The sequence below is a fragment of the Ekhidna sp. genome (genome assembly GCF_965221965.1).
In the GTDB taxonomy this organism is placed as follows: domain Bacteria; phylum Bacteroidota; class Bacteroidia; order Cytophagales; family Cyclobacteriaceae; genus Ekhidna.
This window is the reverse complement of sequence record NZ_OZ244926.1, coordinates 2,029,475-2,049,849: the sequence shown is the minus strand read 5'-3', so window position 1 is coordinate 2,049,849 and position 20,375 is coordinate 2,029,475. Positions and strand designations below refer to the sequence as shown.

At 39.8% G+C, this 20,375-nt stretch carries 16 protein-coding genes and 1 tRNA gene; 9 read left to right on the top strand and 8 right to left on the bottom strand.

Translation table 11 applies throughout. From position 1 onward, the window contains the following. The first annotated feature begins 25 nt into the window (after window positions 1-25). Window positions 26-99: transfer RNA gene (locus tag ACOQON_RS09790), tRNA-Thr, on the top strand. A 121-nt stretch (window positions 100-220) separates the two neighbouring features. Here the strand turns inward: ACOQON_RS09790 and ACOQON_RS09785 are convergent. The 8 genes from ACOQON_RS09785 to ACOQON_RS09750 form a co-directional block, all read right to left on the bottom strand. Then, entirely contained in the window at window positions 221-1,429 is a 1,209-nt protein-coding gene (locus tag ACOQON_RS09785; RefSeq protein ID WP_420575261.1) for a tyrosine-type recombinase/integrase, read from the bottom strand. Between the two features lie 18 nt (window positions 1,430-1,447). Beyond that, a complete protein-coding gene (locus ACOQON_RS09780; RefSeq protein ID WP_420575260.1) occupies window positions 1,448-1,669 on the bottom strand; it encodes a hypothetical protein in 222 nt (73 codons plus the stop codon). Window positions 1,670-1,692: 23 nt separating this feature from the next. Beyond that, window positions 1,693-1,857: a hypothetical protein gene (locus ACOQON_RS09775; RefSeq protein ID WP_420575259.1), complete on the bottom strand. Its 165-nt coding sequence runs from the start codon at window positions 1,855-1,857 to the stop codon at window positions 1,693-1,695. A gap of 339 nt (window positions 1,858-2,196) precedes the next feature. Continuing rightward, the gene (locus tag ACOQON_RS09770; RefSeq protein ID WP_420575258.1) at window positions 2,197-3,597 is read right to left on the bottom strand and encodes a DUF3987 domain-containing protein; all 1,401 of its coding nucleotides are present in this window, start codon (window positions 3,595-3,597) and stop codon (window positions 2,197-2,199) included. Beyond that, window positions 3,594-4,328: a DnaB-like helicase N-terminal domain-containing protein gene (locus tag ACOQON_RS09765; protein ID WP_420575257.1), complete on the bottom strand. Its 735-nt coding sequence runs from the start codon at window positions 4,326-4,328 to the stop codon at window positions 3,594-3,596. The genes ACOQON_RS09770 and ACOQON_RS09765 overlap by 4 nt, the downstream gene beginning before the upstream one ends. A gap of 307 nt (window positions 4,329-4,635) precedes the next feature. Next, window positions 4,636-4,788: a hypothetical protein gene (locus ACOQON_RS09760; protein ID WP_420575256.1), complete on the bottom strand. Its 153-nt coding sequence runs from the start codon at window positions 4,786-4,788 to the stop codon at window positions 4,636-4,638. A gap of 65 nt (window positions 4,789-4,853) precedes the next feature. Then, entirely contained in the window at window positions 4,854-5,738 is an 885-nt protein-coding gene (locus ACOQON_RS09755; protein WP_420575255.1) for a hypothetical protein, read from the bottom strand. A gap of 2 nt (window positions 5,739-5,740) precedes the next feature. Further along, complete coding sequence (locus ACOQON_RS09750) at window positions 5,741-5,905, bottom strand: hypothetical protein (RefSeq protein ID WP_420575254.1); 165 nt, start codon at window positions 5,903-5,905, stop codon at window positions 5,741-5,743. A gap of 207 nt (window positions 5,906-6,112) precedes the next feature. Between ACOQON_RS09750 and ACOQON_RS09745 the strand changes: the two genes are divergently transcribed. From ACOQON_RS09745 to ACOQON_RS09710, 8 genes are read left to right on the top strand one after another with little or no spacing between them, the layout of a single operon-like run. Beyond that, window positions 6,113-9,181 carry a type I restriction endonuclease subunit R gene (locus ACOQON_RS09745; RefSeq protein WP_420575253.1) on the top strand — a complete coding sequence of 1,023 codons (3,069 nt, stop codon included), beginning with the start codon at window positions 6,113-6,115 and terminating at the stop codon, window positions 9,179-9,181. Beyond that, on the top strand, window positions 9,178-10,794 hold the full coding sequence (locus ACOQON_RS09740; protein ID WP_420575252.1) for an HsdM family class I SAM-dependent methyltransferase: 1,617 nt from the start codon (window positions 9,178-9,180) through the stop codon (window positions 10,792-10,794). The genes ACOQON_RS09745 and ACOQON_RS09740 overlap by 4 nt, the downstream gene beginning before the upstream one ends. Next, on the top strand, window positions 10,787-12,154 hold the full coding sequence (locus ACOQON_RS09735; RefSeq protein ID WP_420575251.1) for a restriction endonuclease subunit S: 1,368 nt from the start codon (window positions 10,787-10,789) through the stop codon (window positions 12,152-12,154). Before ACOQON_RS09740 ends, ACOQON_RS09735 begins: the two co-directional genes overlap by 8 nt. Beyond that, the gene (locus ACOQON_RS09730) at window positions 12,147-13,391 is read left to right on the top strand and encodes a hypothetical protein (protein WP_420575250.1); all 1,245 of its coding nucleotides are present in this window, start codon (window positions 12,147-12,149) and stop codon (window positions 13,389-13,391) included. The genes ACOQON_RS09735 and ACOQON_RS09730 overlap by 8 nt, the downstream gene beginning before the upstream one ends. Before the next feature lie 56 nt (window positions 13,392-13,447). After that, the gene (locus ACOQON_RS09725; RefSeq protein ID WP_420575249.1) at window positions 13,448-15,259 is read left to right on the top strand and encodes an AAA family ATPase; all 1,812 of its coding nucleotides are present in this window, start codon (window positions 13,448-13,450) and stop codon (window positions 15,257-15,259) included. Continuing rightward, on the top strand, window positions 15,246-16,259 hold the full coding sequence (locus ACOQON_RS09720; protein ID WP_420575248.1) for an HNH endonuclease: 1,014 nt from the start codon (window positions 15,246-15,248) through the stop codon (window positions 16,257-16,259). The genes ACOQON_RS09725 and ACOQON_RS09720 overlap by 14 nt, the downstream gene beginning before the upstream one ends. Beyond that, on the top strand, window positions 16,256-19,120 hold the full coding sequence (locus ACOQON_RS09715) for an McrB family protein (RefSeq protein ID WP_420575247.1): 2,865 nt from the start codon (window positions 16,256-16,258) through the stop codon (window positions 19,118-19,120). The genes ACOQON_RS09720 and ACOQON_RS09715 overlap by 4 nt, the downstream gene beginning before the upstream one ends. Beyond that, entirely contained in the window at window positions 19,113-20,375 is a 1,263-nt protein-coding gene (locus tag ACOQON_RS09710; RefSeq protein ID WP_420575246.1) for an McrC family protein, read from the top strand. Before ACOQON_RS09715 ends, ACOQON_RS09710 begins: the two co-directional genes overlap by 8 nt.

Genomic DNA, 20,375 nt, shown 5'->3' with positions numbered 1-20,375 from the left:
GAGAGGGTTGTCAAAAACTAATATTGCCTCCATAGCTCAGCTGGCCAGAGCAACTGACTTGTAATCAGTAGGTCGTTGGTTCGAATCCGACTGGGGGCTCTTTGAAAATCAGGCACTTACGAATTGTGAGTGCCTTTTTTTATATGCGTGGTATAGTTGCGTGGTATAGTTTGGTGTCCATGCGTGGCGCTATGACGTGGGTAGGGCGTGGCTTACCTCATTAGAAGTATCCTTCCATTAAACCATCAAAAAGCATTTTCCCTTCTTGCAATTCCAGCTTCTTTTTCTTACTTAAATAGTGCTTAACCGCCGTGTCTTTTTTGTGGTGCACCGATAGGGCCGACTCTCCAATCACATTGTAGAGGGTATTGATGTATGTGTGTCGGAGGTTATAAAATGTGACCTTCTTCCTGATTTTGGTCAATTGAAAGAAGTGGGTAAATGCTTTTGAGACAAAGGTGATCAATGAATTACGGTTAGTCCACTCCGGTTGAAGCACGTATTCATTGTCTGATGAGGAATTAACACGCATAGGAGCAAGGGCGGTGGCTAGTTCGGGGTGTATGTAAACGTAGCTTTTTGAACCACCCCCTTTTTTGGTGGTGAGGGTAATGTAATCTTCACCCACGTCATTCCATGTTAGGCGTGCAACCTCGGAGGGACGACCACCAATAAATGCACTTAGTATGAAATACTGTTTGAGCCAGTCACGGTAATAATTGACTGTTTCCTTTTTCTTTTTTCCCTTTTCACTCACTCCATTCTCCGGGGTAATCTTGTCCAATAAATCATGCAGTTCATGTATTTCCAGGAATTGAGGGTCCTCTTGTTTTTTCTTGCGTTTAAATCCATCAAAAGGGTTCTCCAAATCATATCCAAATTCTCTGATCAAAGTTTTTATCCAATAGTGAACTGCTTTAACATGATGATTGTAACTAGCAGGTCCTATTTCGCCATCAGCAAACCGCTGTTCCAGGAGTTCATAGAAGAGTGCGGCCGTTTCATGGTTCACCTTGTTAACGTGAGTATGGGAGAGACGATATTCGTTTTCTTTAAGACATTCAAGAAAGGTTCTAACGTAATTGATTGTATCATGAGTGTAGCGCCTGGATAAATCCTTTGCTTTGTGCGCGTAAACTACCGATGGATCATCGTGGAGATATTTTTCAAACAGAGCAGCACACTCAAGGATTAATTCTGGGTATTTCGGTTTATCCTTTGGAGCGCTATCAATCTCAAAGTTATTTGCCTCATACTCTTTTCTGAATTCAGCATGAAGCTTAAGTACGTCATTTAAATTGGTTTCTTGCCATATCTTCTTTTTACCTATTCGCTGTAGATATGGATTCCACAGGCGGCTTTCATACTTTTTTTCACCAGAGCGAAGGGTGCGTATGTAAAGACCGATTCCTTTGGGTGGTTTTTTCATGGCTACTTCAATTTAAACCTAATCAGATAAATCCTCAAATGAAGAACCTTTCAAATATGATACCGATTTCTGCTTTTTATCATTTGATAATCTTAGAAAGGCTTCTTTTACTTCATCCTTCAGCACAAATTCACCTTGAATCTTTACCCCAAGATCCAATAGCTTCCTCTTAGCGGATCGAACGGTTTTAACACCAAGATCCGCCTGGAGTATTTTGCTTTTGATCGATATGATGGGCAAGCCATTCAAGACAGATGATTAAATCAGTTCTGATTTCTTCTTTGGATTAGCTTTACGTTCATTGCCTTGATTACTTCCTCTTCATCAAGACGAAATTTTTCACAACAGGCCTGTAGGAATGTGGTTCTCTTAAAAGGTTCATCAATCCGAAGTGCCTGGTCTACTACTTTTTCAATTTGTGGGTCCATAATCATTTAGTTTGATCGTGTATCGGTTTATTAACTTCTTTAGTAATTTATATCATTGATAATCAATCGTTTACACCTTGATTTACTAATACATAGGTGATACATTATTATATGTAAGTGTCTGTAAATCAGATAGATGAATTTTGGTTGATGTAACAAATTCATGTAACACCGTCGATACATACTGATGTTACGATATTGATTATCTAATGCATTGATTATCAGGAGTATAGTAAAGCAAGTGTTACACTTTTGTATCACTTTTATTGCTTGCAATTGTCTAATAATCAATACTTTAATTGCTTCTTCTAATCGTTTTAGTGTTACACACATGGTTTTTTATTTGGCAATTGAATTAAAGACTCGTGGGTAATTCGCTATCCACTTTTTTAGCTGCCTGTTCATTCTTGCTTTTGCAGCTCCTGAGTCATCCTTCCATAAAAACTGAGCGATTTCTCGAGCCGGTTTCCCCATTTTCATAAGAGTAGCTGCATAAATCACTTCTTGGGGTGCAACTAAAGTGGTGTTCACACGCTCATAGGTCTCCAAGGCTGATTTATAGAAATAGTCGGCTAGTTTGAGCGCCCGCTCCATGGTTGAACTATCTACATTCATTTCACCCCTCCAACTATGATAGCCATCATAGTTGTGATCGAGTGACTTTTCAGCGAGCTGAAGAATGGCCGCAAAACGAAGCGCGTATTCTTTAATTTTTCCAAATACCCCAGCATTTAACTCCCTCTCATCTAAATCTTCCATTTTGTTGATGCTATTAATCATATGATTGGTCCAGACCCTATAAACCTTGACTGCATCACCAGAAAGAATACATTTCTTGGTTTCAGAATGATCTTCAACTGCTAAGTCCTTATATAGCCTATTAAGGCTCTCTTTGTGTAATTCTTCCCATTGCTCTGGGATTTCAAATTCGGGATCCGCATCGGCGATTTTTTCCTCTTCAGCGGTGGCAAATAATAAACGAAAGATGAACCCGGTACTATCACGATCTTTGGCAAAGAGTTTAGGTAGAATCTTATGTTGCACCCCTCCAATAACATTTACAAAAGGCCTGGGTAGAACGAATTTGGCTTTTCCGGCACGAATACCTGAATAAGGGGTACAGTTCCAACTACTAATCCAAAACTGTTCATCAGTGCCTTCTTTCTTTGTTAGTTGATTCATTCCGTTTATCCACTCAAGTAGTTCATCAGACCATTTGACAACACCTTTAGGGTTGTCGGGGATGACATATCTGACAAGTGTTGGAATGTGAGCGTCGCGGTAAACGACTGTTTTGAGCTGCTGGTCCTTTATCTGACTGTCACTCATCCCGGCAGTTTGATTTGACCAATCATTATCCATCTCAGATTGAATATTGAGGAGCGGTTTAAATGTCTTAGAAAAGACCAATGTTTTTCCGCTGGAGGACATACCTGCAAGGCACGCCCAGACTGGCAAATAAAATCCGTCCTTACCATTGGTAGTAACTATATAGCTGGTACCGATAGCTGTAGAATAGGCTGAAAGCATACATAACCCCACAAAAGATCGTGGCAAGTCATACCCTTGACTTAATGATTCTAAGAATGGTTTGATGGGTTCAGGGAATACTTCCAGTGGAAATATATTGGGTATTTTTTTTCTTTTGGATATTTCGTCCAAAAGATCCTGGGTGGATTTGGTTGCAACACCATTGCCGTTTTTTCGAAGCTTTTCTCGAAATTTTTCAAATTCGTTCATTTTGATAATGCTTTAGATGTGGATACTAGATTCTCTACCACTTGAGGTGAGGTAGTGGGGCTGTTAATGATTGTAATAAGAAGATCAGATGCTTGTTGGATTGCAATTTGTCGCATCCTGTCGCCAGATAGGCCCAATCCCTCAAGAGCCGTCAGCAGTCGTCTGGCTGGATAATTCGCCTTTATTTCATTGGCTTTGGCAGCTACAGCTTGGTTATATCCAACAATTTGTTTGGTGATAGGATGATCCGGTTCAATTTTTGACAAATAACTGGCAGCATCCTCAAGGGTGCCTAGTATATCGCAAGTACTCTCCATCCCAAACCAGATTTCAGCCGCAGCATCCTTTATCCTGCTATCTGCTGGGTGCCACTTAGTTCGCTCTATTGCACGTAGCACTTTAGTTTGGATGTCAAGCTCGACCAAACAAAGCGCATGATACTCCAGGTTTGCGGAGCTATTTACATGAGTAGTGCAAGTAGCCAGCTGATAAGCGAGATGCTGTCCGTACATAGCAACCAGATGGTGATGTACACTTCGAAGATCGACTGGTTTGTTTGGCCATAAATCAGTAAAAGCCTGCCAAATGGCCTGATGTTCTTTGGTTGAGAAGTTCTTGACTGTTAGGTATTTGCCTATACGTCCATATGTATTCTCCAGTAGGATCGCACCAATAATGCTGCATTCCAATTCAAGCCTCGCTTGTTTGTTGGAGTTTGTTTGTGCGTTCACGCAGACATCCTCCTTTCTTCAAGTGCCTGGCACTTGCATTTAGCATGATGCAGATATATGAATAGCTGACGTAATCGTGCCCGTGCCCACGCTGGCCGTGCCGTAGGCGGATACATCTTACGTATCGTCAGAATATACAATTGAATAATTTCAATTTGGTCGTGCCAGAATGCGGGCACTTGTGCGTGGTTTTCGTGCAATTTGTGAGCACGATGTAACCTTAGTTGTGTGTTTTGACGTATATTTGCCATACTACTTTAAAAATTTATGTAGCGGTGATACGCTGCAGGTTTAAAAAATAAAGAGGCTACCCGTTGACGCGAGTAGCCTCTTTGTTTTTATCATTTCTATTTGATAAAAGTGATGAGTTATTCTTTATGGCTTTATCTATCAATCGATAAATGAAACCTTCAAAATCTTCCTCTTCGAATGAAATTAAATAGGTTTTTTTTGCTGCCATCCTGTTAAGTATTACTGTACAAGAATGACAACTTTTAAGACCCTTTCAAATGGACTTATGTAGACTTATTTACCATGGTCAAAAAGTCCATTTTCTTGAATGATAGATATACATTTAAGTTTAAAAATGGCGGGCTTTTGTTGATAAGAGTAGACTTGATTGGTTTCTGGGTTTAAGTACCTATGCACCCTTAATCTCTTACAAGAGATATTGTAGCCAAATTCCTTTTTAAAGAAAGGAGAATAGTCATGCTCCCTCTTTGCTTTTTTAAGGGCCTTTACAGAGATAAGGGCCGCTACCGCCCCGGTAATCTTTCCACTATCGACTGTTTTGTCTGCATAAACAACATCTTCAAGCACATTTTCAATAAAATCTCTAATTTCCTCTTTGCTAATTCCCTCTGGAATTAAACTGTGAGATCCATTGCTTTTAGATAAAGGAACTGTTTCATTGATTGCTCCCTTATCTTGGTTATCAGATAATATTTCAAACCCTGTATCTCGCCAAACAATTTTCCAGAGAATTTCAACATTAGCCATGAGCCTGAAAATCTGCAGGTGGTTAGCATTAAGAAACTCGGGATCATTGTAATATTGCTCCCTATGGTCTCCCTTTAATTTATTATAGTGCTCTTTATTTCTGTCCCGGATATCTTCAACCTGAGAGATAAATCCAGCTATTTCAAAACCAGGTTTAAATTGCCCATGGTTTCTTCTTTTGAATTCGTCGTATAGATCAACCTTAAATTTGCAGATGTATTTGTTTCCACCCTCTTTCGTCTTTTCACCCAACAGGGAGCCCTCAATCTCTTTCTGTATTTCAGTGGATAATTTTAAAAATGAGCTATCCTCGCTGGAGTTTGGATTACTTTCTCTGATGCTATTAAATCTCTCCTTATAATTGGAGATCAAACTTTCTTTTAATTTTCCGTACTCAACATTCCAATCCATATCTAATCTAATTCTTCACCGTTGGCTTTTTTCTGCTGATAAAATTTGTAAAACCAGGTCAAGTACTTTTCCATATCCATGCGCTCCCTAGGAGTGAGATCTTCAAGCTTTTTCTGCTTTGCATTTTTTATTCTTTCTCTTTCATTACTTCCATTGGTTGGTTTCATTGTTTGCGTGGCTTGGAAGTTGGTTCTTTTAAAAAGCATACTAAATCTAGCAATTAATCCACTTTAATTCAATGCGTGGCTTTGTGTGTGGCTACATAGGCTTGACACGCAGAAGCACACACCCCGTATTTTCACGAATATTCCATGAGAGGTTGCCTTGATAGCTAATGGTTTCTTAAATTTAAGAGTCGCTACCTACTAACCTGCATGCCACACAACGAGGACACGCGTGTTAAAATCCCTACCATTCTGCATCTGACCAGGCTGGGATACGAGTATCTATCACTGAAAGAGGCAAAATGGGATATCGAGACCAACATCTTCACGGATATTTTTAAGGAATCCATTGCAAGGATTAATCCAGAGTTGGATGAAGGGGATATAACTCGCTATTATGATGAGCTGTCTCTGGATCTCGAAAATGAAGACTTAGGTCGTGTCTTCTATCATAAACTCATTGACCGCAATTCACCTCGCCTTATTGACTTTGAGGACTTTTCTAACAATAGCTTTCATGTGGTGACTGAATTACCCTGCATCAAAGACGATGAAGAGTTTAGGCCGGATATTACCTTACTCATCAACGGTATGCCACTGGTGTTTATCGAAGTGAAAAAGCCGAATAATCTGGAAGGGATTCAGGCTGAGCATAAGCGAATGGACAAACGTTTTCAGAACAAGAAATTCCGAAAATTCATCAACCTCACGCAGCTTATGATCTTCTCCAATAACATGGAGTACGATGATGAGGCACTGCAACCGTTTCAGGGCGCTTTCTATTCAAGCACCGCCTATGGTAAGCCCGTTTTTAACTATTTCAGGGAAGAGGAGACATTTAATCTGGACGAATTGCTCAGTCCGCTAAAAGAAGAGACAGAGGATTATGTGCTGAAGGACACCAATTATGTAGGCATCAAAAGCACGGATGAGTTTAAGGTGAACAAACATCCTGACACGCCTACCAATCGCATTTGTAACTCACTACTGCAAAAGGATCGATTAGCATTCATCCTTCAATATGCCATTACATATGTGGAAGAAGACCTGGGTAAGCTGGAAAAGCACATCATGCGCTATCCGCAGTTGTTTGCTACGAAGGCCATAGAAAAGAGTCTTGATGATGGAATTAATAAAGGAATCATCTGGCATACGCAGGGATCAGGTAAGACTGCTCTTTCATATTACAACGTCCGATATCTCACGGACTACTTCCAAAAGCGAAAGGTCATACCTAAGTTCTACTTTATTGTCGATCGGATCGATCTGGCTGAGCAGGCATCCCGGGAGTTTCGACACAGGGATTTGATCGTGCATGTGATTAACTCACGGGATCAATTTGTCAAAGACATCAAAAGCACGACGGTACTGCATAATGCATCCGGTAAGCCTGAAATCACGGTTGTCAATATTCAGAAATTTGAAAATGATCCGAATGTGGTTCAAAATGCCGATTACAATGTCAATATCCAGCGGGTGTATTTCCTGGACGAGGTGCATCGTAGTTACAATCCGAAGGGTAGTTTTCTGGCCAACCTGAAAGAATCGGATACCAATGCCATCAAGATTGGGTTGACAGGTACGCCATTACTCGGAGATGACTTTAATTCCAGGAGCCTGTTTGGCGACTACATTCACAAATACTATTACAACAAATCCATTGCAGACGGTTACACGCTGCGATTGATTCGTGAAGAGATCGAAACGAGCTACAAGCTGGCACTACAACAGGCATTGGATGAAATAGAGGTACTCAAAGGAGATGCGGACCGCAAGTTCATTTATGCGCATCACAAGTTTGTAGAGCCGATGCTTGACTACATCATCATGGATTTTGAAAAGGCACGTATGACTCATGATGATCCTTCTATCGGGGGGATGGTGATTTGCGACTCATCAGATCAGGCCAAGCAGATGTATGAGATCTTTCAAAGCAAATTTGCCAAACGGGAGCGAGATATATCATTGGCTGCAGATGAACAGGTCGCTTATGGTAACCAAAAGCGTGAAAGCTATCAGGTTAAAAATGCAGCACTCATTTTGCACGACATTGGCACCAAGGAGGAGCGCAAAGATTTAGTCAAGGATTACAAGGCAGGTAAGATTGACTTTTTGTTTGTGTACAACATGCTACTGACGGGTTTTGATGCGAAGCGCCTAAAGAAGCTGTACCTGGGACGGGTAATCAAGGCACATAACCTGCTACAGGCATTGACTCGTGTGAATCGAACATATAAGGAGTATCGCTACGGGTACGTGGTAGACTTTGCCGACATCAAAAAGGAATTTGATAAGACCAACCAGGCGTATTTTAATGAGCTGCAATCGGAGCTTGGCGATGAGATGGAGAGCTATTCAAAGCTCTTCAAAACGCAGGATGAAATCAATAAGGAGATTCAGGAAATCAAAGAGGTGCTTTTTCACTTTGACACGATCAACGCTGAAAACTTCTCTAGGCAAATCTCACAGATCAATGACCGCACGGAGATGCTGAAGATTACCCGTGCGCTGAACAATGCCAAGAGTTTGTACAACCTGATTCGACTATCGGGTAAATATGACTCGCTGGAAAAGCTCGATTTCCAAAAACTCTCTGTTCTGTCACGGGAAGCCAACAATCGTTTGGCGAATATCAACCTGAAAGAGACGCTGGAAAAAGGAGATGAAACACGCAACCTCCTAAATGTAGCCCTGGAAGACATTCTTTTCTCCTTTACGAAAATCAGTGAAGAGGAAATGGTGCTGGCCGATGAATACAAAGAGCTTTTGCGTAAGACGCGAGAAGCATTAAATGGTAATTTTGATGGTGCGGATCCGGAGTTTATTTCGCTGAAGGAGGAATTGGAGCGGTTGTTCAAGAAAAAGAACCTCAATGAAATTACAAAGGAGGACATGGAGGAAAACATGAAGGAGCTGCATTCGATCCATGCGGCAGCCAAAGAGTTGGAGCGGAAGAACCAACTGCTGCGGGCGAAGTATGCCAACGATGAAAAATACGCGCGTCTTCATAAACGATTGATGGAAAAGGACCCTTTGACCGATAGTCAAGTTAAACTGATTGAGGCTTTGCAGTCACTCAAAGAAAAAGCCGATGAGCAGGTTTTGAATAACTCCAGTATGCTAAGCAATGAAAGCTACGTGGAGAAGATGATGATGCGGTTGGTGGTACAGGAATTGAAAAACCACCACAAGCTCGATCTGGACATGGAGAAAACGAAACGAATTAACGCCTTATTGGTGAAGGAATATTTAAATGAATATCAAGGAAGTGCAGCATGAGTACGATTGAATTTGAAAAGAAGACCAAAGAGCTGATTGACGGACTGAAAAGTGTCTGTGCCAATCACGGCCTGGGCAATGATGGGAACGAGTTTAAGATCATCACGCAGGTGTTTTTGTACAAGTTTCTCAACGACAAGTTTGTCTATGAGATCAAAAAGCTGGATGAAGACATAGCCAAGGCAGATAATTGGGAGGAAGCACTGAAAGCGAAAAGTCAAGAAGAATATGAATTCCTAATGGTGCAACTGGATGAAAGCACGGCACGCATCAGCCCCAACCATTTCATTTCCTCCCTTTTTGAGCGGCAGAACGAACCCAACTTTGCACAGATATTTGACGACACGCTGTTGGACATTGCCAAGGAAAACAGCGACCTCTTTTCGGTGCTGACCAATGGAGGAGAGAAAGTGGTGCTTTTTGAAAACATCAGCAAGTATGTCACGGACAACCGGGACGAATTTTGTCGGGCGCTGGTAAACAAACTGACCGGCTTCAGCTTTGAGCACATCTTTCATGAGAAGTTCGACTTCTACGCTACCATTTTCGAATACCTGATCAAAGATTACAACACCAACAGCGGGGGCAAGTATGCCGAGTACTTCACACCTCACGCGGTAGCCAAGATCATGGCCAGGTGCCTGGTGCACGGAGAAGTGAGCAATGTGAAATGCTACGATCCTTCGGCAGGGTCTGGCGCACTGCTGATGAATCTTGCACACCAGATAGGCCCGGACCGATGCACCATTTACTCACAGGATATTTCGCAGAAGTCGTCCAACCTCTTGCGTCTCAACCTGATCCTCAATGATCTGGTGCACTCCATTCCCAACATTGTGCAGGGAAATACCATTTCCAACCCTTATCATTTGAGCAGGGGGACGACCACCTTTGATTACATTGTCTCCAATCCGCCCTTTAAGCTCGACTTTTCGGATTATCGGGACGACCTGGATGTGGACGCCAACAACGAACGCTTCTTTGCCGGGATACCCAATGTACCCAAGAAGAAGAAAGAGTCCATGGCGATTTACCTGCTCTTTATCCAGCACATCATGCATTCGCTGAGCGCTACAGGTAAGGCCGCCATTGTGGTGCCTACGGGCTTTATTACCGCCCAGAGCGGGATAGACAAGAAGATACGGGAAAAGCTGGTGAAAGAAAAGATGCTGGCCGGGGTGGTGAGCATGCCGAGCAACATCTTTGCGACTACAGGTACCAATGTGTCCATTCTATTCATTGACAAGGAAAACAAAGAAGATGTGGTGCTGGTGGATGCTTCCGGATTGGGCACCAAGGTGAAAGTGGATGACAAAAACCAGAAAACGGTACTCTCTCCCGAAGAAGAAGACCGAATCATTGAGACTTTCAATAAGAAAGAGGCTGTGGATGATTTCTCCGTGGTTGTCAGCTATGAAGAGATCGAAGCTAAGAACTATTCGTTAAGTGCAGGACAGTATTTTGAAATAAAAATTGAATACGTGGACATCACAAAAGGCGAATTTAATTCAGCAATTTCTTTATATCAGAAAAGATTGAATTCAATGTTTGATGAGTCTAGAGCCCTTGAGAAATCAATCTCAGGAAATTTGAAATCCTTGAACTATGAGTAGGGGAATGATTCAAATGGTTGAGCTTATTGACGAGATATCAATGGGGCCATTTGGGTCTGATATCACAGTGGATAATTATGTGAGTTCAGGTGTGCCAGTTCTAAATGGATCAAATATTTCAGGCGTAAAACTGACAGAAAATTTTGAGAATTATTTGACACCCGAAAAAGCTAAGTCGCTTAAGAAGGCGAATGCAAAACGAGGTGATATCGTAATCACTCATCGGGGAACATTAGGTCAAATCAGCTATATACCTTATGATTCAAAAAGAGAAAACTATGTTATTTCTCAAAGTCAATTCAGAGTTAGTCTAAAAACAGATTTAGTTGATCCAATCTATTTTACCTATTACTTTCATTCAACTGAAGGTCAAAAGAGATTATTGTCATTCAAGAATCATGTCGGGGTGCCAGCATTAGCTCAAGCTACTACCAATTTTAGACTGCTAGAATTTCCGTACCGTCCTCTTAAAGAACAAAAGGCGATTGCGAAAATCCTGTCAGATCTCGACTCCAAAATCTCCCTCAACAACCGCATCAATCAGGAGCTGGAGGCCATGGCCAAGCTCATTTATGATTACTGGTTTGTGCAGTTTGATTTCCCGGATGATAATGGCAAACCCTACAAATCCTCCGGTGGCAAAATGGTCTACAATGAGCAGCTGAAACGAGCCATTCCTGAGGGGTGGGGGGATGGAACTTTCGAGGATATTGGTGAGATAGTTGGAGGTTCAACACCATCCAGAAGTATTGATGAAAATTTCACAGTCGGAGATGGTACACCTTGGATTACACCGAATGACTTATCAAATAATACTGGCAATAAATACATAACCAGAGGTGAATTTGATGCGACTGATTTAGGAGTCAAAGACGCCTCCTTGAGAAAAATGCCTCCTGGGACAATCCTATTAACATCAAGAGCGCCAATAGGATATACAGCCATTGCAAGAGAAGAAACAACCACAAATCAAGGGTTCAAGTCAATAGTGCCAAGCAAAGGATATTCTACTGAATACACATATTACACAGTAAGGCTCTACATCAAGGCAATGATTCAGTACGCTTCTGGATCCACTTTCAAGGAGATTTCTGGCGGCACCTTAAGGACCATTAAGATTTCGGTCCCACCAAAGGAGCTTGTCATATCATTTACGGACAAGGTTGAATCAATTTTTAAGAAGCAAGACATTCTAGAAAAAGAAAACCAAAAGCTCTCAGAGCTTCGGGATTGGCTGCTGCCCATGCTCATGAATGGTCAGGTCACAGTAGGTGAAGCGAAGGACTATGTGCAGGAGAGTGAGGTGAGGATGGCTGCTGAGCCTACCTCGGCAGGTAAAGAAGGAGGTGGGTATGGGTGATTTCGTTCAATACATCCTTCCGGTATTAATTGCCATTATTGGACAAATAGGCATATTGGCTCTTTTTAAATCGCGGTTTGATAGGCGTTTAGAGAGATACAAGATTGCAGAAAGTGGTATCCATAAAGAAAGAATAGATATTTATAAAGACCTCAATAAAAAAGTTTATGAATTATTTAGGTCAATTAGAGTTTACTATCATACTGCTTCCTTACCCCAAGGAGTTAATAGTATCGCAGAAGCTACTTTAAATCTACGGGATTATAGTACTCCATTATATCCATTTCTATCTACTGGAATAATTGAAAAAATCGAAAAAATTTTCACTGATTTTGAGGAGATAGGGTTCGATATCAAAAGGCATCATGATAATCAAGCAAATCCTTTACCTGCTGCTCCACGATATCAAGAAATTGTTGACAAATATTTTGCTCGAGACGAAGATTTGTTCAGGACTGATTCAAGTTTAGCACTTCTCATGAAACAAGTGGAACTTGAAATGAGACGTGATCTCGGAACTTATGAACAACACACTATTAATTCTTTGCCTGAGCAAGGAGCGAACATCAACCTTTCATATTTTCTTATCAGAGAGATAATCGGCTGGGCAGGACTTTTTCTACCTATATTTTTGATTGCAATTGCATGGTTTCATAATTCTTCTACCCAGTACTTTTATCAACCGTCAATATCTCATTATTACTATACTGTATCTGGGTTTTTGTTTATTGGTTTGATTACCCTCATAGGAGTATTTCTCATTTCGTATCGTGGATATGAGCCTGAAGAAGATGAAAAGGTGAGTGATAATGTTATTACTTGGATTGGAGGAATATTGATACTTATTGTCGCAATTGTACCTACACCTTTTGAATGGATTGAATGTTATCGTCCTACACCAATTGCTCATAATCACGCTGGATGGGGGTGGGTTCATTTTGTTAGTGCAGTAGGTTTCTTTATTGCTATGAGCTATCTCTCTATCAAAAAATTCACGAAAGGAAATAAACCATTCACTCCTGATAAGACAATAAGAAATAGAGTTTATAAGGTATGTGGTTGGGGGATGTTAATCGTTCTTGGAGTATCTGGGGTGCTGATCTTTGGATTTAGTCTCGAAGAGGCATGGAGCCATATGATTTTCTGGGTGGAAGTAATACTACTTCTGCTATTCGGTATTTGCTGGCTAGTTAAAGGTAAAGGATTAGTGAGATTGGGAATTCAAAAGGAAGAATAAATATGGAATTGGTTTTTGCATGGATCAACAATCATAAGAACCTGTCCAATTTTCAGATGAATCTTTCATTGGATTTAAATATAGTTTATGATGCAGAATCAAACAGACTCACCGTCCAAAAGAGAGAAGATCTCCCAAACAATTTCTATCCCAAGAATATCCAATCTTTAAAAGCAATTATTGGCGAAAACGGAACCGGGAAGAGTACTGTAATTGAGTTACTGCGATTGATTCTTCAATCCGAAGATATGGGTATTAATGACATGGATCGAAGAGCAGTATTTGTTATTCGAGATGATGATAATCTGACGGTCTATTCTCATAAATTGAATATTGATTTAATTCAGAGAGATATTGATATTCGAGTAGATGAAAAGAGAAAAATTTCTGATGAGAGATTCGATTTTATTTACACATTAGATCTTCCCTTTAAAGGAATTAACGGCATTTTCTACAGTCCATTTTTAGAAAATAGAGTCAACATAGAACCAAACGAGCGCTATTTTGAAGTCGACTATTCAACTAATACTCTGCTACAGCAAAACAGTGAGGGTGGCTATAATTTGGAGCAATTTCAATTGGATAATATTGGGAGGCAGCTTGACTTCCTTATGAATGCTGATAAGTCCGATTTACCGTTTTCTCCCCCTACCAGAGTTAAGGTGATTTTAAAAGAAAGAGAGAGGAAAGGTGATTTGGAATTATTTTTTGATCAAGTCTCTCCTAATCCAGTCAAAATTTTTTCAATGCTGTTCAGTGAAATATCAGCACAATTAGAAAACGAAAGGGAAAAAGAAAATAATCATCCAGAAGCCAATTTTGAATTATACATATATTATGATACTGAGTTAAGTAAGATGCGTTTTCTTGACAGCATTTTACAAGTTTATTTTAAGTATTGTCAAGTCCATCAAGTGGATATTAAAACTCCTTTGCGTTTAGCCGATGTGCAAATGAATTCAGAAGGATACACTAGTGCAATTCTTGATTTTTTTACTCTTCAGCAACACCAATTCACAAAATTATCATATAATCTTATTGAGGTAGTTCATAGGTTATTTGATCCCGAAGCTCTGCAATATTGGTCAGCAGGCGAAGATTTCTTTTTAATTCCATATGAACAGTTTTATGAGTTCCAAAAAATATACCTGCAGTTCACCCAGCATTTTCCAGATTTTGCATATTGTTTTGATTTTAATTGGTCAAATGAAGAGCAGGATGAATTTTGGCCAAATGGTAGTGTGAGAGTACTGAGTTCAGGAGAAAAAAGTTATTTAGATCTCCTGAGTAGATTGTTTGTTGCCTCAAAAAATCTTAATACTGGTGAAGATTATTCAAATGTACTCTATTTATTTATTGATGAAGGGGAAATTGGCTTTCACCCTGAATGGCAGAGGAATTATATATCCGTTTTATTGCAATTCATTGAGAACAATCTATCCTCATATAAAGTGAATTGCATTATATCCTCACATTCTCCAATTATCGTTTCAGATCTTCCAAGCCAAGATATTTTATTTCTTAGAAATGGAGTTGCTAGGGATGAAAAAATAGAAACGTTTGGAGCTAATATCCATGAACTATTTAAAGAAGCTTTTTTTCTAGATGGTGGTGTAATAGGAGAATTTGCACTGAATAAAATAAACGATGCTATTGAACTTATAACCAGCGAGGAAATCTCTGAAGAAAATAAGGAATATCTTAAAAAATTTATTCCAATAATTGGTGAGCCACTTATTAGAGATAGGATGGAGTCAATGTTCAATGAAAAATTTGGTGAACAAGTAGTAACTGAAATGGATGAATTATTGGCTCGGATCAGAGAATTGGAGGAAGAAAATAATAGGTTGAGAAATGAGGAGGATTAAAATAACAGATGATTTGCTTGATTTTGCCAAGAAGTTTAAACAAGATCTATTTAAGGATTCACCTAGGTTGATATTGCCAATTGATAGATTAGAAAAGCTAAAAAGTGACTATGGTGCCGGTTCACATGAGCTAAAGTTTATTAATACTCTGATTAAGGATTATCAAAAAATCCAACTCATGAAACCATCTGAAATGCAGGCATTGATTAAACAAAACAAGTCTCTATATGATAAATTATTCTATCAACCAGCCACCCCAAAAAAGGGAAAGGTAAGAGCCATGCCTGCAAGGGCAACTCCATTTAGTAAGGCAATATTAAAAGCACTTTGTTATTCTCAATTAAGGGAAAAGGAGGCTTATAAGATTGTACAGCATTTAAACATTAATGCTTGCGTTTATTGTAATTCACAGCTGGCAATAGTTGTTAAACACAAGTCCAAATTTAAGGCTAGGTTAGAAATGGATCATTTCTTTTCAAAAACAAGATATCCTCATTTTAGCACCTCATTCTTCAACCTGATCCCATCTTGTTCTAATTGCAATAAGTCTAAAAGTGATACCGAAACTAACTTAAAAACTCATTTTCACTTGTATTCAGAGAATGGGCTATTAAATCAATTTAAGTTCAGACTATCTGATGCATCAATATTGAAGTTCAGTAAAACTAGAAATAGAAATGATATAAAAATTGAGTTTTTGGACCATAACACAGCAGTAAATCATATTTCAAACGATCACGACAGTTTATTTGCGATAAAAGCAATCTATGAAACTCAAAGGGATGTAGCTGAAGAATTAATTGATAAAAAAATTGCCTACAGTAACTCTAAAAAGAAAGAGTTACTAACAAAGTTCAAAGCCTTATTTCCGAATGAAGACATTCTGAATAGACTTATTATTGGTAACTACACTAGAGAAGATGAGATTCACAAAAGACCTTTAGCAAAGTTTACTCAGGATATAGCGCAGGATTTGAAACTTGATAAACTGATTAAATGACTTTCTCCGATTTCATATCAAGCTTAGACCCAGCTTATGTGCAAGAACAATGGGATCAACTGCAGGATAATGAGCTGGACAATGCCAAGGGCACAAAATACTATATTCGGAAAGGTAAGAAGGAGCAACCATTCAAGGCATTCGTTTATCACCTTGCGGGTTTGAAAAATGCAAAAGTTGATTTTTCGTCTGACGACTCTACGCGATACAGATTTTGCGAAGCTTATGGATTTGAAATTGAGGAGCGAATTGAAATTTATGATCAAACAGAACGTGCTCAATTAGATGCCTTCATTAAAAAGCTAAGCGATAAAGAGCTGTTTAGATCTTACATGCTTTTTTGCAACAAAGTGCTCAGCAAAACGAAGATTGATCCTTATCATGTTCGTTTTACCATAGCTGTTGGAACAAAGGCACGCATGATCATTGGCCAAAGAATCGTTCTGAGCTTTCATGATAGTAAGGAAGGGGTCAAGGTGTCTTTTATGCTGGACAATCAATCGAGTGAAAAAATAGATTCAGCCGATTATCAGCAAACCTTTGAGTTTAAAAGTGGGGGAGTGCTTGATGCCATTTTTGCTACCATCACACTATCCAATTGGGATGATCTACCAGATCAGATGGAGGCCGAGTCAATGGCGAGCATACGGCGATATTATGATTCAGTCAGCGGTGGGAGAATTACCTGGGGGACAGAAGCCAAAACCACCAATAGCGCATTGAAGTTAATGGCTTTTGATCACAATGTGCTGTATACATTCATCGATCAAGTGAACTACTATCCATTGGTGATTGAGTACATGGATTATCTGAAAGAAGATGAATATGCGACATCCACTGTTCATGTTTATGGTGAAAACGTTCAGCCAGCTATTCAAAAGGCTGTTGGTAGAGATGATCAATGGCTCAAGGAGGAGCAATACAGTAAGGAGATCATACTACAGCTCTTGGCAGATTTACCTGCTGGTTTTAAAGGCGCTGGTACCTTTCGAGATTTTTTGGAGGATAAACTATTGAGCATGCAAGATCTAAACAGTGTAACCATTTGGAAACTTGGATGCAATTGGGATTCCGGGCTAGAAAGTTTCTATCCATATTTAAAAGAGCACAACATATTGCTTGGTGTAGAGGAATATCGCTTTAAGATGGGAGATTTGGTATTAATAACCGAAGGCTATCAAGCAAGAGCCATCGCACAAGTATCTGAGGATATGGTTTCCGTATTAACTACTCCGGAACACCACGATCCATTTAGATCTTATTCCATTCCAATCGAAGACGGGCTGCTGGTAGCAAAGGCAAAATGGAGAGTGCTGAATGAAGACGAACAGTTTGAATACAAGCTACAGAAAGGGATCCGAGCCATTCAGCAAGAAAAAACGAAAAAGAGAGTAATCGAATTATGGCAAGGCACTCATGGTGAAAAGAATAATGCATCGGTAATGAATAACATCACAAAACCTCTGAATCAAATACTTTATGGCCCACCTGGGACTGGTAAGACCTACAATACCATCAATAAGGCAATTGCTATATGTGATGCTGATTTTGATTTGAATCAAGACCGTTCAATTGTGAAGGATCGATTTGATGAATTACAGAAAGCCGGTCAAATCTTGTTTACCACCTTCCATCAGAGCATGAGCTATGAGGATTTTATTGAAGGTCTAAAACCTTTGAAACCAGAAGAGGGAGATGAATTCGTAAAATACGAAGTAGTGCCTGGTGTATTTAAAAAAGTCTGCATAGAGGCGGCCTTTTCAATAGCAAGGGAGAAACTCTCTTTAGAAACAGAAGATATACTTGATTTCTCTTTGGCCTATGATTCATTCATGGAGCAAGTGGAAGAACAGCTTTCCGCTGGCGAGATGAGGTTAAAAACAAAAACGGGAGGTGAGGTTTTAGTAGATAGCGTATCCGATCGTGGTAATGTAATAATCAAACATATCGATGGCTCCAGGTCATACACGGTCTCTAAACAGCGATTAACGAAGCTCAATGCTGAGATAAAAAATTTGGATGACGTATCGAATATCAATGATCAGTTTAGAGAAATCATTGGAGGGAGCAATTCCACGGCTTATTGGACGGTCTTAAATGCGATTCGAAATCAATCAGATATACCTAAGGCTACCGAGCGTAAGCGGACCTATACTTTTGAGGAAAAGGTTGAGGTCGTTAAAAAAATGGACTGGGATGAATATCGCGAGTCTCAAGGCAAGCCTTATGTTTTGATTATAGATGAAATCAATCGAGGCAATGTATCACAAATTTTTGGTGAGCTTATCACCTTGATCGAGGAGAGCAAGCGAGCGGGTAAAAAAGAAGCCTTGCAGGTGCAGTTACCGTACAGCAGGGATTCGTTCTCTGTTCCTCCTAACTTATTCATAATAGGAACTATGAATACGGCAGACCGAAGCGTGGAAGCATTGGATGTAGCCCTGCGTAGACGTTTCAAATTTGATTTCTTAGGTCCTAATTATGAACTGGAAGGGTTGCAACATAAAATTGAAGGCACGGAAAGTACGCTCGCGGATTTACTCAAAGTGATCAATGAGCGAATTGCATTTTTGAAGGATGAAGATCATCAAATCGGGCACAGTTACTTTTTAGAAAAGCAACTTCCGGTTGATCTTTCGGATACATTCAATACCAACGTTATTCCTTTATTAAAGGAATACTTCTACAATGATTATGATAAAATCAGTTTGATTTTAGGAAATGGCTTTATTGAGATAGCAGAGGATTGGAAGCCTCGCTTTGCAACTGATGATGAGGTAATGGAACGATCCGTTTATCGTGTGAAGAAGGTGGGTAAGTCAGAGATCATATCGGCAGTAATGCAATGTATTGGTGAGTAACAATCAAACCATACAAGTCTTTGAATGGGGAAGGTTGAAAGTGGGGCAGACCTATGAAGGGGTTATGTTTAAACAGCGTCATTTAGAGGCGCTTGCTCGATATGCAGAGACCACTGATTCTTCATTTTACACTACCTTTTTCAAGGAAGTTAGATTCAATCAGCATGTAGGCGTTATCAAAGTTGGTGATCTGACTATTGAGGTATTACCTAAAGTTGATAAAGGGACTGATAATAAACGCACCTGGCAATATGTGCTGCTTCATATGCTTTTGATTTCTTTCCAGGTAGAAGTTAAAACCACCAGTCAAGCTAGCATTAACCTTAGAAATCACAGTGTTTTAGATGCTTACCTGCAATTATTCTTAATAGAATCAGACAGGTTAATTCATCAGGGATTAGTTAAAAAATATCGAAGCACGCAGGGGAATCGGACGTCTTTAAAGGGCAAGCTTCTTGTACACGAACAAGTCACGAAGAATGCTACACATGCTGAGCGTTTCTATGTTGAGCACCAAGTTTATGATCAGGATAACGTTTTCAACTTCATACTGAGGGCAACCCTTGAGGTTGTTGATGCCATTGGAAGCACAGACTTAAAGCTGCGGGCTCAAAGTCTACTTTTATATTTCCCGGAATGTGACCAAAAGCCCATCAACGAGCGATTATTTGATCTCGATTATGATCGTAAAACGGATGGATACAAGAGGGCCATTACACTGGCTCGTATAATTCTACTGAACTTTCATCCGGATTTATCAACCGGGAAAGATGATTTACTTGCAATCATGTTTGATATGAATGACTTGTGGGAAGTCTATATCTACTGGTGTCTAAAAAGAGCGTGCAGAACCAATAGATCTATGCGTGTACTGTTTCAACAAAGTAAGAATTTTTGGAAACCTTCCCTGGGTAGCAAGATAACCCTTCGTCCCGACCTTGTGGTTGAGGACCTCTCCCGTGACAAACGATGGGTGCTAGACACCAAATGGAAGTATGAGTCTAAAACATCTGTGGAGGATGTAAGGCAATTGTTTACTTATGCACAATACTTTGATTCGAAAGAAAACTACCTGGTCTATCCGGCCACTTTGGACGGTGAATCTATCAGAAAAGAAGAAGGTGATTATTTTTCCACTCAGCAAAATCAATCTGCTTCAGATCTCAGATGTGGTAGGCTGTTTGTGGATCTTTTATGTGAGGGAGGGTTAGATAAAGAAACTGGGATCCATATTATTAATCAGATAGAAGCATAA